At 51.2% G+C, this 15,483-nt stretch carries 13 protein-coding genes; 9 read left to right on the top strand and 4 right to left on the bottom strand.

What is annotated here, in order from left to right:
• Positions 1–20: 20 nt before the first annotated feature.
• The 9 genes from RDO88_RS03880 to RDO88_RS03840 all read left to right on the top strand — a co-directional run bounded on the left by RDO88_RS03880 (position 21) and on the right by RDO88_RS03840 (position 11,458).
• Positions 21–731: a hypothetical protein gene (locus tag RDO88_RS03880; protein ID WP_307758113.1), complete on the top strand. Its 711-nt coding sequence runs from the start codon at positions 21–23 to the stop codon at positions 729–731.
• Between the two features lie 26 nt (positions 732–757).
• On the top strand, positions 758–4,201 hold the full coding sequence (locus RDO88_RS03875) for an SUMF1/EgtB/PvdO family nonheme iron enzyme (protein WP_307758112.1): 3,444 nt from the start codon (positions 758–760) through the stop codon (positions 4,199–4,201).
• A 203-nt stretch (positions 4,202–4,404) separates the two neighbouring features.
• Positions 4,405–6,846: a cytochrome c biogenesis protein CcsA gene (ccsA, locus tag RDO88_RS03870; RefSeq protein ID WP_307758196.1), complete on the top strand. Its 2,442-nt coding sequence runs from the start codon at positions 4,405–4,407 to the stop codon at positions 6,844–6,846.
• A 17-nt stretch (positions 6,847–6,863) separates the two neighbouring features.
• Complete coding sequence (locus tag RDO88_RS03865) at positions 6,864–7,178, top strand: hypothetical protein (protein WP_307758111.1); 315 nt, start codon at positions 6,864–6,866, stop codon at positions 7,176–7,178.
• 22 nt (positions 7,179–7,200) lie between these two features.
• Positions 7,201–8,208: a dihydroxyacetone kinase subunit DhaK gene (locus RDO88_RS03860; RefSeq protein WP_307758110.1), complete on the top strand. Its 1,008-nt coding sequence runs from the start codon at positions 7,201–7,203 to the stop codon at positions 8,206–8,208.
• 13 nt (positions 8,209–8,221) lie between these two features.
• Positions 8,222–8,845: a DAK2 domain-containing protein gene (locus RDO88_RS03855; RefSeq protein WP_307758109.1), complete on the top strand. Its 624-nt coding sequence runs from the start codon at positions 8,222–8,224 to the stop codon at positions 8,843–8,845.
• A 41-nt stretch (positions 8,846–8,886) separates the two neighbouring features.
• Entirely contained in the window at positions 8,887–9,762 is an 876-nt protein-coding gene (lsrF, locus tag RDO88_RS03850; protein WP_307758108.1) for a 3-hydroxy-5-phosphonooxypentane-2,4-dione thiolase, read from the top strand.
• Positions 9,763–9,765: 3 nt separating this feature from the next.
• Complete coding sequence (locus RDO88_RS03845; RefSeq protein WP_307758107.1) at positions 9,766–10,653, top strand: hypothetical protein; 888 nt, start codon at positions 9,766–9,768, stop codon at positions 10,651–10,653.
• A 22-nt stretch (positions 10,654–10,675) separates the two neighbouring features.
• A complete protein-coding gene (locus RDO88_RS03840) occupies positions 10,676–11,458 on the top strand; it encodes a phospho-2-dehydro-3-deoxyheptonate aldolase (protein WP_307758106.1) in 783 nt (260 codons plus the stop codon).
• Between the two features lie 68 nt (positions 11,459–11,526).
• Here the strand turns inward: RDO88_RS03840 and RDO88_RS03835 are convergent, their stop codons facing one another.
• The 4 genes from RDO88_RS03835 to RDO88_RS03820 form a co-directional block, all read right to left on the bottom strand.
• Positions 11,527–12,423, bottom strand: a complete 897-nt coding sequence (locus RDO88_RS03835; RefSeq protein ID WP_307758105.1) for a sugar nucleotide-binding protein — start codon at positions 12,421–12,423, stop codon at positions 11,527–11,529.
• Between the two features lie 13 nt (positions 12,424–12,436).
• Positions 12,437–13,036 carry an occludin gene (locus tag RDO88_RS03830; protein WP_307758104.1) on the bottom strand — a complete coding sequence of 200 codons (600 nt, stop codon included), beginning with the start codon at positions 13,034–13,036 and terminating at the stop codon, positions 12,437–12,439.
• 108 nt (positions 13,037–13,144) lie between these two features.
• On the bottom strand, positions 13,145–13,840 hold the full coding sequence (locus RDO88_RS03825; protein WP_307758103.1) for a response regulator: 696 nt from the start codon (positions 13,838–13,840) through the stop codon (positions 13,145–13,147).
• A 4-nt stretch (positions 13,841–13,844) separates the two neighbouring features.
• The gene (locus RDO88_RS03820) at positions 13,845–15,362 is read right to left on the bottom strand and encodes an ATP-binding protein (protein WP_307758102.1); all 1,518 of its coding nucleotides are present in this window, start codon (positions 15,360–15,362) and stop codon (positions 13,845–13,847) included.
• Between the last annotated feature and the right edge of the window lie 121 nt (positions 15,363–15,483).

Below are 15,483 nucleotides of genomic sequence, written 5' to 3'. Positions count from 1 at the left end.
ACTGATTAAATAGATTTATTATGAAGAAGAATGTTATGAAACAGTTGCTTACAGTATTTGTATGTGCTTCGTTGGCTGCTTGTTCGGGCAATGCGAACAAGAGCGAAACTTGTGAAAAAGAGTGTGACAATGTTGAACTTAATCAAAATAAAGAAACCATGAAGTATAGCAAGAAATTTACGAATGCCGATTTCTACAAGGACGGCAAGTTCCAGCAGGATGTGGCTATGGAAGCCATGAAAGACATGTTCAAGTTCTATAATGTTCCTTTCACTGAACTGATGGCAAAGGACATGTGGGTAACCGATTTCGGTTTGGGCGATTTTGAAAATGTAGGTATGGGTGGCATCTTCTGGGTGAACGATCCTGAATACAAGTATTTTGCTCATGCCATTTATTTGCTTCCGGGCCAGATGATTCCCGAACATGCTCATGTCGCTACTCCGGGCTTCCCTGCCAAGCACGAGTCCTGGATGGTAGAACACGGTTGGGTATACAACTTCTCTGAAGTGGGAGACGAAACGCCGAATGCACCCGCCATTTCTCCTACTCACGGTCCTATCAAGAGCAAGAACTTTGTTGTGCAGAATGTAGGTGATGTACTTCGTCTGAAAGAACTGGGTACGTTCCATTTCATGATGGCTGGTCCTGAAGGTGCCATTGTAGACGAGTGGGCATGCTACCACGACAATGACGGACTTCGCTTCACGAACACGAAGGCTAAATTGTAAGTATTTCCATTTAAATACCATGAACCATGAATAGACAGTTTTACACAGTCCTTCTTCTGCTTTCCGGATGCCTTTCCCAAGGTACGGCAATGGCTGGGACGATGCCAAGCACCCTATATGTGGCCCAAGCGGACAAGCAACCGTTCGAGGCTGAATTGAAGGGGCTGCAGAGACTTGTGGACGGTTTGAAGGACAAGGCTTACTTCGAAGCTCGGCTTGGTGAATTGAAAGCAAAGGCACAAGCCGGTTTGACAGAAGCCGAGGTCAAGAATCTTCAGAAAGAGGTGCTTGCTGTCATCGACCTGCAGGAGCAGTTGCGTTGGCTCAATATGGAAGCTGTGCGTCTGGCTTACAAGGATATGCAGCGGGACAGAAACTTCAAGACGTCTGTTTACGAACCTCAGTTGAACGAACTGGCTTCCCTGGTACAAAAGGGGTTTGCCGGTATTTACAAAGGAGATGCTCAGGCTATCGATAATGCGCGGAAGGCATTGCAGCTGAAACGATCCATTCTGTTGGGCAATCCGTTGCTCGATTCGGACAAGATTGTGGCTTCCCATTATCGTTTGGGAGGTAACGCCCGTAGAGCGATGGCACCCCAGTTGGGTACGCAATCCAATAACTGGAGTAATCAGGAGTCGGCTCGTCGCGGTGGTTTCGATGCCGAGATTGTCGAACTCTCCAATCTGAGAGGCGATATTAAGACGCGTCAGGTGTACAAGCCCGACAACGGTTCTTCCATTGCCGACTTGCGTCTGCATTGGGATGGCGACCGCATGATGTTTACACAGCTTCAGGAAGACCAGCGCTGGAACATCTTCGAAGTGAATCTGGATGGTACAGGATTCAAGAAACTGGTGCACAACGAAGAACCCGATCTCGAGTTCTATGATGGTACCTATCTGCCCGACGGACGTATTCTGGCCATCTCGAACATCGGTTATCAGGGTGTGCCTTGTGTGAGCGGAAGCGACCAGGTAGGTAATCTGGTGCTTTACAATCCGAAGGACAAGAACCTGCGCCGTCTGACTTTCGACCAGGATGCCAACTGGAATCCTGTCATTATGAACAACGGTAAGGTGATGTATACCCGTTGGGAGTATACCGACCTGACACACTATTATTCGCGTATCGTGATGCACATGAATCCGGACGGTACTGAGAACAAGGCTCTTTATGGAAGTGGTGCCATGTTCCCCAATAGTACGTTCGACGTTCAGCCCTTGCCCAACAGCGGTTCTGCTTTTGTGGGTATCATTTCGGGTCACCATGGTGTAGCCCGTTCAGGTCGTCTGATTGTCTTCAATCCGGCCAAGGGACGCAAGAGTGTAAGCGGTATGGTGCAGGAAATTCCTTATCGTAACCGTCCGATTCAGGAACTGATCAAGGACCAGCTGGTGGATGGCGTATGGCCTCAGTTCATCAAGCCGACGGTGCTGAATGAAAAATATTTCCTGGTAGCTGCCAAGTTGTCTCCCAATTCTTTGTGGGGTATCTATCTGGTGGATGTCTTCGATAACGTGACTTGTATCATGGAGACGGAAGGAGAGGGCTTCATCAGTCCTATTCTGGTGAGAAAGACGGCTACTCCTCCTGTTATTCCCGACCGTGTGAAGCTCGATCAGAAGGAGGCTACTTTCTTCATTCAGGATATCTATGAAGGAGAAGGCCTGCGTGGCATTCCTCGTGGTACGGTGAAGGAACTCCGTCTGCACGCTTACGAATATGCATATGTAAAGACGACTTCGGACCACAACTGGCACGGCATCCAGTCAGGTTGGGATATCAAGCGCCTGCTGGGTACAGTACCTGTGGAGGAAGACGGTTCCGTTATCTTCAAGGCACCTGCCAATACGCCTATTTCCATTCAGCCTATCGACAAGGATGGTGTGGCTATACAATGGATGCGCAGCTGGGTAACAGGACAGCCGGGCGAAGTGGTATCGTGCGTAGGTTGCCACGAAGACCAGAATCAGATTGCCATTCCCAAGCGTGTTATCGCTTCTCAGAAAGAGCCCAACAAGCTGACCCCGCCCGAAGGTGGTGTCCGTTCGTTTACTTTCGACCTGGAGATGCAACCCATCCTCGACCGTGCCTGCATTGCCTGTCATAACGGTGAAAAGGCTTTCGACCTGCGTGGAGGCAAGAAAGACAAGAGAGGTTATGGTACGTCGTACCTGAACCTGCATCCTTATGTTCATCGTCAGGGAGGTGAAGGCGATATGGTAGTGCTCCAGCCCTACGAATATCATCCGAATACCAGTGAGTTGGTTCGTATGCTGAAGCGCGGACACTACAACGTCCAGCTGACCGATAAGGAATGGCGTACGTTGTACAACTGGATTGACTACAATGCACCTGACAAGGGCTACTTCAATGCCAATGTGCTGAATATGGTGCCCTATAAGGGATTCGACCAGATAGAACGCCGTATCGAGCTGACCAATAAATATGGTAACGGTGCAGGTGTGGATTGGAAGAAGGAAATTGCCGATTATGCTTCTTACCTGAAGAGCAAAGGCGAAATTACTCCTGTCATGCCCGAACCTGTGAAGCCCGTGAAGGTGAAAGAACTGAAGGCGAAAGGCTGGCCGTTCGATGCACAGACCGCCCGCGCCATGCAGGAAGCCGAAGGAGAAACCAAGAAGGTTATCGAATTGGCTCCTGGCGTGAAGATGACCTTTGTGCGCATTCCTGCCGGCCAGTTCGTAATGGGAAGCTACAACGGTCCTTCCGACACTTATCCTACTACAAAGGTGAAGGTGCGCAAGGCATTCTGGATGGGCGAGCTGGAAGTGACCAACGAGCAGTTCAACGTCTTCTTCCCCGAGCATGACAGCCGTTTCATCGACCAGCAGTGGAAAGACCACGTGGTACAGGGGTATCCGGCCAATAAGCCCGAACAACCTGTGATCCGTGTCAGCTACAATGACGCGATGGAATTCTGCCGCAAGCTGAGCGAGAAGACAGGTCTGAACGTGACCCTGCCTACCGAAGCTCAGTGGGAATGGGCCTGCCGTGCAGGAAGTGCCGACGACTTCTGGTATGGCGACATGCATGCCGATTTCGGACGGAAGGACAACCTGGCCGACAAGACAACTTTGAAGTTTGCTGTATATGGTGTGGATCCTCAGCCGATGAGTCCGAACAATCCTTGGTATAAGTACTATATCTACCTGCCCAAAGAGGAGAGCGTAGACGACGGTAACCTGATTCAGGTAGGTGGCAAGCAGTACGAAGCCAATCCGTTCGGCCTGTATTCGATGCATGGAAATGTAGGCGAGTGGACCCGTTCCGACTATGTGCCCTATCCGTATAAGGAGAACAGCAAAGTGGAAGCCGAATATAAAGTGGTTCGTGGAGGTTCGTTCTTCGAGCGTCCCAAGTTCTCCACTTCTTATTCACGCAAGGGATTCTATCCTTATCAGCGTGTATTCAACGTAGGTTTCCGTGTGATTATTGAAGATTAAAGGTAGTGTGACTGGACAGAGGGGAGAAATCCTCTCTCCCCTCTGTCTTTCTTTTGATGTATGCTGCAGAAAAGGGATGGCATCCGTATCCGATGCCTTTTCTTGGAGAAAACGATGTTTTCCTTTGGCGAAAACGGTGCTTTCTCCTGATGAAAACAATGCTTTTCCATCCTGCAGGTTTAGAGTAAAAGTGTATGAATACCATGATGAATAAGTTCGTTAAGTGGTTCTCTTCTTTCCGCATGTCGGTTGTGTTGCTGGTTGTTTATGCAATGCTGCTGGCGGTGGCTACTTGGGTCGAAAAATATTGGGGGACTCCGGTGGCTGGACGTTGGATCTATCGTTCTCCGTTTCTTCTTTTCTTACAGCTGTTGCTGGTTGCCAATTTCCTTTTGTATGCGGGCAAGCATCAATATCTGTCGAAGAACCGATTGGGGCTGATGTTCACCCATCTTTCCTTCGTTGTAATTCTGACCGGAGCTGTCATCACTCACCTTTGGGGTGAGGAGGGAATACTCCATCTGCGCGAGGGAGAATCGGCTGCATCGATGATGGTTCGCGATGCCGACGGGCAATATGCCGAACAGAAGTTGCCTTTCAGTGTCCGTCTGAACGATTTCGTACTGAAGCGCTATCCGGGCTCGGGCAGCCCTTCTTCCTATGAGAGCTTCGTTACCGTACATACGCAGGCCAAAGAGTACGACGCGCATATCTACATGAACAATGTGCTCGACGTGGAGGGCTACAGACTTTATCAGGCTTCTTTCGATTCGGACGAGCGGGGTAGTGTCCTTTCGGTCAACCACGATGTGGCGGGCAGGAATGTCACCTATACGGGTTATGTGTTGTTGCTCCTGGGGCTGATTCTTTCGCTTGTGGGGCGTGACGGACGTTTTCGTCGCCTGTTCCGCCGTCTGAAGACGATGCAGGCCGGCAGGGCATCGCTCCTGTTGCTCTTCCTGGGGGGAGGGTTGGCACTGAATGCTGCCCCCGATGATGCCTGGCAGATGATAGAACGCTATCGTGTGAGCGAGGCTCATGCTGCCCGTTGGGGTGAGTTACCCGTACAGGGTGAGGGAGGGCGTATGATGCCAGTCAATACCTTTTCGTCGGAAGTCCTGCGCAAGCTCTACAAGGCCGACCATATCCGTTCGCTGAATTCCGACCAATTCCTGCTCAGCCTGTTGCTGATGCCCGATGTATGGGCGCAGGTGCCTTGCATTGCTTTGGATGACGAAGAGCTTGCGTCACGCTATGGTTTGTCGATGCCCCATGTCTCGTTCGTACAGTTGTTCGATGAGGAAGGAAAATATAAATTGCAGGATTCGCTTGAGGTCATATATCAGAAAGATCCTGCCCAGCGTAGTCGGATGGAGAAGGACATGCTGAAGCTGGATGAGCAAGCCAATGTATTCCATCTGCTTTCTTCCCGCCAGATGATTCGTCTGTTTCCTCTGGAGGGTGACTCTACACACACGTGGTATGCGCCTGGCGACGACCTCTCGGCTTATAGCGGACAGGACTCAATGTTTGTTTCGCGTATATTCGACTGGTATCTGGAAGAAGTTTCGGGTGCCATAGGCAGTAACGACTGGAAGACGGCCGACGAAGTGCTGGGTATGATTGACACTTATCAGCAGGCCAAGGCCGAAGGAGTTGACGTGTCGCCCGAGAAGATGAAGATGGAGGTGAAGTACAATCATCAGAAGGTATTTTCCCGTTGCCGTGTAGGCTATCTGGTGTTGGGAGGCTTGAGCCTGCTTTGGGCTGTCCTTTCACTTTTCGGTCTGTGCCGTTACCGTTGGGTACGGTGGGTGCTTGTGGCTGGTGTGGCAGCGGTGTTCTGTTTCCATGTCTATGGTATGGGCATACGCTGGTATGTGGGCGGTTACGCTCCTTGGAGCAATTCTTATGAAACCATGGTCTATGTGGCATGGGCTACCGTCCTGGCTGGTTTGCTCTTTGTGAAACGCGATATGCTGGTGTTTGCCCTCGCGGTTCTCTTTGGCGGTGTCATTCTCTTTGTTTCGGGATTGAACTGGATGGATCCGCAGATTACGACTCTGGTTCCTGTCTTGAAGTCGCCTTGGCTGATGTTCCATGTGGCAGTGATTGTGGCCGCTTATGGCTTCTTCGGCCTGAGCAGCCTGGTGGGAATTGCCAATCTGCTGCTGATGTGCATGGTACCCCGAAACAGGCAGGCTGCCCGTCTCATGGGCCGTGTGGACGAATTGAGCATTATGAACGAGATGTCTTTGTGGATCGGTTTGGTCTTGATGACGGTCGGTACTTTCTTGGGTGCCGTCTGGGCCAACGAGTCGTGGGGACGTTATTGGGGATGGGATCCCAAGGAAACTTGGGCGCTTATCACGATGGTAGTCTATGCAATAGTGACACATATTCATTTGTTGAAGGTACGGCTGAAGGAGTGGCTGTTCAATTTCCTCTCCGTTTTGGCCTTTTCATCTGTACTGATGACCTTCTTCGGTGTCAATTACTTCTTGAGCGGCATGCATTCCTATGGCCAGAACGACCATGTGTCCAATCTGTTTGTATGGATTGGGGTTGCTTTCGGGCTGGTTTTCCTGCTGGGATTCATGTCTTGGCTGTCGATGAAAAAATACTTTAATCAATCCAAATATTAATTTTAAAAACAACAACCATGAGAACGTTTAATCATGTCGGACTCGTTACCGACACCATCCCTCAGGGAGCTTTTTATAACGAAGGTTTGAGCGTATGGCTTACGGATTTCAGCAAGAGCCCCAACAAGATAGAATTTCTGAAGTTCGAACCGGGCAGTTGCATGCCTGAGCTCGTGCAAAAGCAGGGACACATCGCTTATACAGTTCCTTCGTTGGAGGAAGAGCTGAAGGGGAAGAATGTTATTTTCGGACCTGCCGTTTGTGATGAACACCTGACGATTGCTTTCATCGAGGAAGAAGGCATCGCTATCGAATTAATGGAAATCAAATAATAAATGAAGGAGGACTATCATTATGCAGACTAAATTTATCAACAATCCCGAGAATATTACTGCCGAATTGCTGGAAGGTTATGTATTGGCTTATCCCGACCAGGTGAAGCTGGCTGCTGAGAATATTGTAGTTCGTGCCAATCCCAAGGCTGCGGACAAGGTTGCTATCGTGACATTGGGTGGATCGGGCCACGAACCTGCTTTGAGCGGTTTCGTAGGCGAAGGTATGCTGGACTGCTCCGTAGTGGGCGACATCTTTGCAGCTCCTGGTGCCCAGCGCCTGTTTCAGGCTTTGCAACTGATGAAGCGCGAAGCAGGTATCCTGCTTGTTGTACTCAATCATTCGGGCGACGTGATGAGTGCCAACATGGCATGCCAGTTGGCCGAACGCGCAGGCATCAAGGTAGCCAAAGTGTTGACACACGATGATATCAGTGCCGGTATCGGAGCCGATATCAATGACCGTCGCGGATTGGCAGGATGTGTTCCCTTGTATAAGATTCTGGGAGCCGCTTCAGAAGAAGGTAAGTCGTTGGAAGAACTTGTAGAGATTGCCGAACGCTATAACAAGAATGTGGCTACGCTGGCTGTAGCCATGAAGTCATGCTCACATCCTCAGAATGGAGCAGTCATTACCGATCTGCCTGCCGGTATCATGGAGATAGGTATGGGTCAGCACGGTGAAGGTGGTGGTGGCCAGAAGCCGCTGGTTTCGGCCGATGATACAGCTGCTGAGATGGTTGACCTGCTTTGCCGTCAGCTGCAACCCCAGTCGGGCGACAAGATGATGCTTATCATCAATGGAGTGGGTGCCACTACGCATATGGAGCTGAACATTGTGTTCCGCAAAGCCTATAAGGAATTGGAAGCACGTGGCCTGAAGGTCGTTGTAAGTCGTATTCAGGAATTGCTGACTGTTCAGGAACAGGCCGGTTTCCAAATGATTATGGCCCGTTTGGACGATGACCATATCGATTATTTGAAGAACAAGCCTTCGAATGCCCCCTACTGGACTGTCATTGGCAAATAAAAGCAGATAAACGATGAAGAATATTTTGACGATAGACGATTTTAAGGCCATGTTGGAATGTGCCTTGAAGAATATCCGCGAGCGCGAAGAGGAGTTCTCCCGTCTTGACGCAGTCATTGGTGACGGTGACCATGGACAGGCCATCGTTACGGCCATGACGGCTGTGGTGGAGACGGCCCGTAAGGGAACGGAATTCAAGACGATGCTGAACGATATGGGCTTCGATGTGATGCTTCAGGTGAGCGGTTCTACCAGTACGTTGCTGGGTGCCTTCTTTTTGGGTATGAGCGATTGTGCGTCCGGAACTGAATTGGATGCGGAAGGTGTTCGCCGTATGTTTGCCGGTGGTTTGTCCAACGTGCAGAAACAAACCCAGGCCAAACCGGGCGACAAAACCATGATGGATGCGTTGGTTCCGGCTGTAGAGGCTATGCAAGGCTGTAAGGATGAAGACATCGCCGTCGTGATGTGCGCAGGTGCCGATGCGGCTGAAGCTGGTGCCAAGGCTACTGTACAGATGAAAGCTAATTTTGGCCGTGCCCGGAATTATGGTGAACGCTCCGTCGGTTTTGCCGACAGTGGTGCCACTTCGTGGAGTTGCATGTTCCGTTCGTTTGCACAGGCGTTGAATGAATAAACAGATATTACAAAACTTAAAACATAAAAAGAATAAACATTATGGCTGATATGGATGGATTTAGAGAAGCGACCAATTTTGGTTTGGACCAAGCTGCTTCGCAGGCAAATTTTCATGTAAAAGGCGCTTCTTGTATGAGTTGGGGTATGAAAGACCGTTTGTCCCGCATTTTTAATCCGAAGACTGGACGTACGGTAATGCTGGCTTTCGACCACGGTTTTATTATGGGACCTACTTCTGGATTGGAGCGCATCGACTTGAATATTGTTCCCTTGGTACAGTATGCCGACTGTCTGATGTGTACGCGCGGCATTCTGCAGACTTCGATTCCTGCCAATGTGAACAAGCCCGTTTGTTTGCGTTCTGATGCAGGTTCGACGATTCTGACCGAGTTGAACCGCAATGTCCTGATTGATGTAGAGGACGCTATCCGTTGCAATGCTTCGGCTATGGCAGTCATGTTTTCGGCAGGAGACGGTGATCAGGAGGCTATTACAGCAGCCAATCTGGTACGTGCAGTCGATTTGGGTAACCGCTATGGCATTCCTGTTATGGGTGTGACGGCAGTAGGCAAGCAGATGGCCCGCGATGCCCGTTACTTCGCTTTGGCTTCCCGTGTATGTGCCGAGAATGGAGCTTCCATCGTCAAGACCTATTATTGCGAAGGCTTTGAGAAGATTGCGGCTTCTTGTCCTGTCCCTGTAGTGATTGCAGGTGGTAAGAAACTGCCCGAGCAGGAAGCGCTTGAATTGTGCTATAAAGCTGTTAACGACGGTGCTGCCGGCGTAGATATGGGACGTAATGTGTTCCAGAGTGAATCGCCTGCCGCTATGATTCAGGCTGTACATGCCGTAGTTCATGACGGCCTTACACCCGAACAGGCTTATCAGCTGTTCCTGGAACTCAAAAACAAGTAAGTTATGCGTAGGTTACTTGTGTTGGCAAGTATATTGACTCTGTTCCTGTCTCTGGCTTCCTGCCGGCAGGAACAGGTCAAATTGTTGCTGGGAGGTTCCGGTTGGAATAAGGTTGTCATCATCGACAAGGAAACCAAACAGATAGAATGGGAATATCCGTTGGAGAAAGGTTGGGAATGCAATTCGGTTGCTTGTACCCCCGAAGGGAATATTCTGTTCTCTTACCGTAAAGGTGCCAAGGTTGTTACAAAGGATCATCAGGAACTTTGGAACATTCCGGCCCCTGAAGGTTGTGAGATGCAGACAGCGCGTGTCCTGCCTGACGGAAACATTCTGTTGGCATGGGCCGGTCATCCGTCGGTAATCATGGAAGTAGACAAAGAAGGAAAAGAAATCTGCCGCACAGAGTATGAGACGGGCATCGAACGTTCGCATGCTCAGTTTCGTCAAGTCAATAAGAATACAATAGGTAATTATATGATTCCCCTGATGGGAGGTAAAACAGTTTGTGAAGTATCTCCGCAAGGAGAATTGGTGCGTTCAACAGATTTGGGTGGAAACTTCTTTACGGTCCTTCACGACAAGGACGATTTGTATTGGGTAGCCTGTGGTGACCGTCACATTTTGCTCAAGGCAAATATGCAGACGGGTGAGGTTGTGGCTCAGTACGGTCAGGATGATATTCAGGGAGTACGCCTTTTCTTTGTGGCTGGTCTTTGCAAATCCGAAAACGGTGGCATTTATGTTTGCAACTGGCAAGGTCATGACAAGACAGCCAAAGAGGCAGGAAGTCCTCAGGTTTTTGAAATGGATGAATCCGGTAAAGTGGTATGGAGTCTGAACGATAATGAACGTTTCGGCATGATATCGGATGTGTGTATTATGAAATAAACAGGTTAAAGACAGGGTAATGATGAGAGGAAGAATAATGGATGTGATAGCCGGCCCTTGTAGTGCGGAATCTGCGCAGCAGGTGCTCGAAACGGCAGCAGGACTGAAGAAAGCCGGCATTTCTGTTTTGCGTGCCGGCTTGTGGAAACCTCGTTCACGTTGTGGGACATTCGAAGGGGTAGGTGTCCAGGCTTTGCCGTGGCTCAACGAAGTTCAACGCTTGTATGGAATGAAAGTAATGACCGAAGTGGCTATGCCGTCGCATGTGGAGGCTGCATTGAAGGGGGGAATGGATATGCTATGGATTGGAGCACGGACCACAGTCAATCCTTTTATGATGTCCGAATTGGCTGAGGCATTGCGTGGAGTCGATATTCCTCTTTTTGTGAAGAATCCTGTTTGTCCCGACTTGTCACTTTGGATTGGGGCAGTGGAGCGTTTGGCACGGGTTGGCATTTGCCGGCTTTCGCTGATACATCGAGGCTTTTGTCTGCCCGACAATGCACCTTATCGTAATACCCCTTTATGGGAATTGGTGGACAGCATGCATGCAGAATTTCCTGATTTTCCCGTTTATTGTGACCCCAGTCATATTGCAGGAAAGAGAGAATTGCTTTATCAGTTGTGTCGCGAAGCTCTCGGGCATCACAACGACGGGCTTTTCCTGGAATCGCATTGTTGCCCGGAAAAGGCGCTTTCAGATGCGGCCCAGCAGTTGACGCCTGTGGGGTTGGAAGAACTGTTGGAAACATTGGGCATCAATGTGTGCAGTCATAATTCTGTCCCCGATTATCAGTGTATGTGAAATTTCAAACTTTCGTTGGTTGTAGAGGAGGGTATGCATCGTTTTTTCGGTGCATGCCCTCCATTTTTTTAGAACATGCTGCGTATACCTTCTTCCAGCGAACGCGGACTGTAGCCCAGCAGTTGGCGGGCTTTGTCTATACTCAGACCGCTGAAACGGGGTCGGGGAGTGGCTTCCTGCATTTCGGCTGTACTGACAGGTTGAATCAGCGAGGCATCCAGTTGCAGGACGTCGGCCACCCGATAGGCTATGTCGGCAATGGTCAGGCATTCGGGACCACAGATGTGGAAGAGTCCGTTTGACGGATAACTGATGAGCCGTTCGATACCTTGTGCAACGTCGTCCACAAAAGTCGGTGTACGCCATTGGTCGTTTACCACGCGGATAGATTGTCCGCTACGCAGGCGGTCAGCCACAAGGCGTACGATGTTGCCGTGCTGGCCGGGCAGGGGCTGGCCGTAGACTACTACGATGCGAGCCACAGCGTAGTTGCTGCACAGACGGGCAACTTGGCGTTCGCTTTCCCATTTGCTTCGACCATAATAGTTCACGGGAGCAGGTGTGTCTTCTTCGGTGTAAAGACGGTCGCAGTCTCCACCGAACACGAAGTCTGTAGACAGATGGACGAGCCGGCAGCCGAGGCGTTCGCAGTTCGTGGCCAGACGGGCAACGGCATGGACATTGATTTCGTCCGTTTCTGTGCGGTGACTCTCGCAATAGTCAGGTGAAGAGAGAGCGGAAGTGTTGATGACAACGTTGGGCCGAAGTTCGTCAAACAGGCGGTTGACAGCCGTTTCATTGCAGATGTCAGCTTGCACAAAGCGGTAGTTGCAGCATGAGTGTGGATGGATGTCTGCGTGCAGCGAACAGCCGGTCACTTGGTATTCCGTCTTGGCCGACAGTGTGTCGAGGATGCGTCGGCCTGTGAATCCGTTGGCTCCTACTATCAGTATTTTCTGTTGCATGATGTTCTGGGTTTTAATAGAAAAACGGGTTTTCTCGTCCTTTCTGCACTTCGATGCGGATGCCGAACGAGCCGTTCTGTGACTTCAGTTCGAAGGCACCCTTGAAATTGTTTTTCTGCCAGGGCAAGGCCGAAGGATTGGGTACCCGCCAGCCATCCTTGTCATATTCGCCGTAAGTGTTCAGCCGCCAGCCGTTCTTCAGGCGGAAACTGCCCATCTGCAGGTTGTCTGTCGTGTTACCGAAGCCGAAGCCCATAATGCCGAACGGATTACTGCTGAAATAGGGTGAACCTGATAGGGAGAACATGTTGCTCAGTCCCGAGGAGTAGGTGACATTAGGATTCAGGCGAAATATCCAGTTGTAGTCCTTGCTGGCGTCGGGGACAACTATCTTATATGATTTTTCCAAATCTGGCTTGGGCATTTTTACCAGGCTGTTCATGTCTATCAGGAAGCCGTCGTAGTTTTTTACACCGTCGGGCAGCAGTTGTTCTCCTGTCGGAGGTATGTCGCCTGCTACTTGCCGTAGGGTGTCGGAGGACGCTTCAGTCTGTGCAAAGGCGATGCCGCAGTATATGGCAAGGAGCGAAAACAGAGTCAAGAATCGTTTCATATCTCTATACATTGTTGTCTGCATCAAAGATACTGCTTTTCCTGACACTCTTCACTCCGTCTTAAGACAATTTATCGGTTTTTCAAGGTTGGATGAGGTGGTTGGTGATTATTCTGTAATCAATTTGTATCCGACACCTCGCACATTGATGATGCGGATGTGTTCGTCCTTGGCCAGTTTGTGGCGGAGCTTGGTGATGAAAACGTGCAGGCTGCGCTGGTTGAAGAAGGAGTCGTCTCCCCAAAGGTCAAGCAGGATGTCGCGCATGTTCACCACGCAGTTGCGGTTCTGGCAGAGACGGCGCAGGATTTCGGCTTCGCGGTGTGAAAGTTCCTGTTCCGTACCCTCGTGCAGCAGGAGCTGACGGCGTGTGTCGAGCTGGTAACGGCCTATTTCGTAGAGGATTTGCTCGCTTTCGGCAGATGGGGTGTAGGTGCAGGCACGGCCCATGAGTGCCTTGATGCGCACGATGAGTTCCTGCATGCCGAAGGGCTTCTTCAGGTAATCATTGGCACCCAGTTCGAAACCTTCTACCACGTCGTTCACCGCCGAGCGGGCTGTTAGGAAGAGGACGGGTGTGTGTCGGTCGGTCTGGCGGATGCGGCGTACCATCTCGAAGCCGTCCATACGAGGCATCATGACGTCGGCCACCAGCACATCGGGGCGAAGGTCGAAGAACAGGCGCAGCCCCTCTTCGCCGTCGGCGGCGGTATGGATGAGGAAACCCTGGCCTTTGAGGGTATCTTTGATAATCATGGCGAGGGTCTGTTCATCCTCGACTAACAGTACTTTTATCTTTTCCATTCGATTAAATTCTTACAATAAACTCACTTCCCTTTCCCGGTTCGCTCTTCACCTCCACCGTGCCGCCATGCTTCTCCACCATCGTCTTGACATAGAAGAGACCGAGACCGTAGCCTTTCACTTCGTGCAGGTTGCCGGTGGGCACGCGGTAGAACTTGTCGAACACATGAGGGAGGCGGTCGCGGGCGATGCCGATGCCGTGGTCGGCGACGATGATTTCCGTCCACGTACGGCCGTCGGCTTCGGTGCGGCGGCAGCGGACGGTGATGTCGGCCCTGTCGCGCGAATACTTCACGGCGTTGTCCAGCAGGTTGCTCACGATGTTGGCCAGGTGTGTGCGGTCGGCAGTGACGGTCAGGTCCTCGGGGACGATGTCGAGGGCGACGTGGACGGGTTTGTCGGCCTTCAGTTTGTGCAGCTCGACGAGCGGGGGCAGGAGGTCGGCCAGCCGCACCTCTTCAAGGTGGAGGCGGAAGGTCTTGCGCCGCTCCATCGACATGGAGAGTATCTGCTCCACCAGTCCGCCGAGGCGGCCGAGCTGCTCCTGACAGATGCGCAGGTAGCGTTCGCGCTTGCTGGGGTCGTCGGCCTGATGGAAGTTGAGCAGGGCATCGGTGGCGGCATAGGCCACGGCGATGGGTGTCTTCAGTTCGTGGGTGATGTTGTTGGTGAAGTCGCTCTTCATCTCCTCCAGCGTCTTCTGCCGCAGGATGGTACGGATGAGGTACCAGAAGGAGAAGCCGAGGATGAGGAGGATGACCAGCGAGGTGGTGAGGATACCCGCCATCTGCCGCAGGACGAGTCCGCCCAACGGCTCGGTGGTGAGCCAGTATACATCGTGGCCGGAAGAAGAGAAGGCATATTGGTAGCTGACGGCATCGTGGCCGGGTACATAGCCGGGTGTGCCGCCCGTAGCCAGAGTGTCGGTATACATCCAGCGGTCTTGGATGTCATAGCCCGAGTAGAGGTATTGCAGGCGGTAGCGGATAGGAATGTTCAACTCACGGAGGTGGGCGTTGAGCAGGCTGTCGTAAGTGGCGAACGAGGGTTCGATGAAGATGTCCAGCCCCGAGTGCATGCCCCGTTGCAGATATGCGGCAAAGTCGGTGATACTGTTATGGTCGCGCAATAGCATGTCCAGTCCCTCCTGACTATGGAGCATGGCGTCGGACGAGGTAGTATCCGTGGGGACGGATTGGTAGAGGGTATCCACCCGTGTATGGGTGGTTGTATCGCCGGGAGACGTATGGAAGGTCGTGTTGCTCTGTACGATTTTCTCTCCCTTGTCGCCATAGCCTGCCGATACGGAGATTTCGCCATGCTCCTTGTTGCGGAGTTGCATCAGTTGGATACGCACCAGCATCTCGTTGTAGTCGCTGATGCGCATGGCCTCCATGATGTTGCGCTCCAGGTCGGTGCGCATGGTGCGGTAGAGCCCCGTCAGCCAGTAGGCCTGATAGGCGAAGATGCCTGCCAGCGAGAGCACGACGAGCAGGGCGATGTATTTCGAGGGCAGTTTCATGGCGATAAAGATACAGAGTTAATCCTTATCCCTGCGAATATGGTAAGACTAAATAACACTTCTTTTTCATCCTGTTCGTAGCCGCTTTGTTTCGTTTATTCGGTTGCATGTATTACTTTTG

It is taken from the genome of uncultured Mediterranea sp. (assembly GCF_902493215.1).
GTDB lineage: Bacteria > Bacteroidota > Bacteroidia > Bacteroidales > Bacteroidaceae > Bacteroides.
This window is presented reverse-complemented; position numbering and strand designations above follow the sequence as displayed.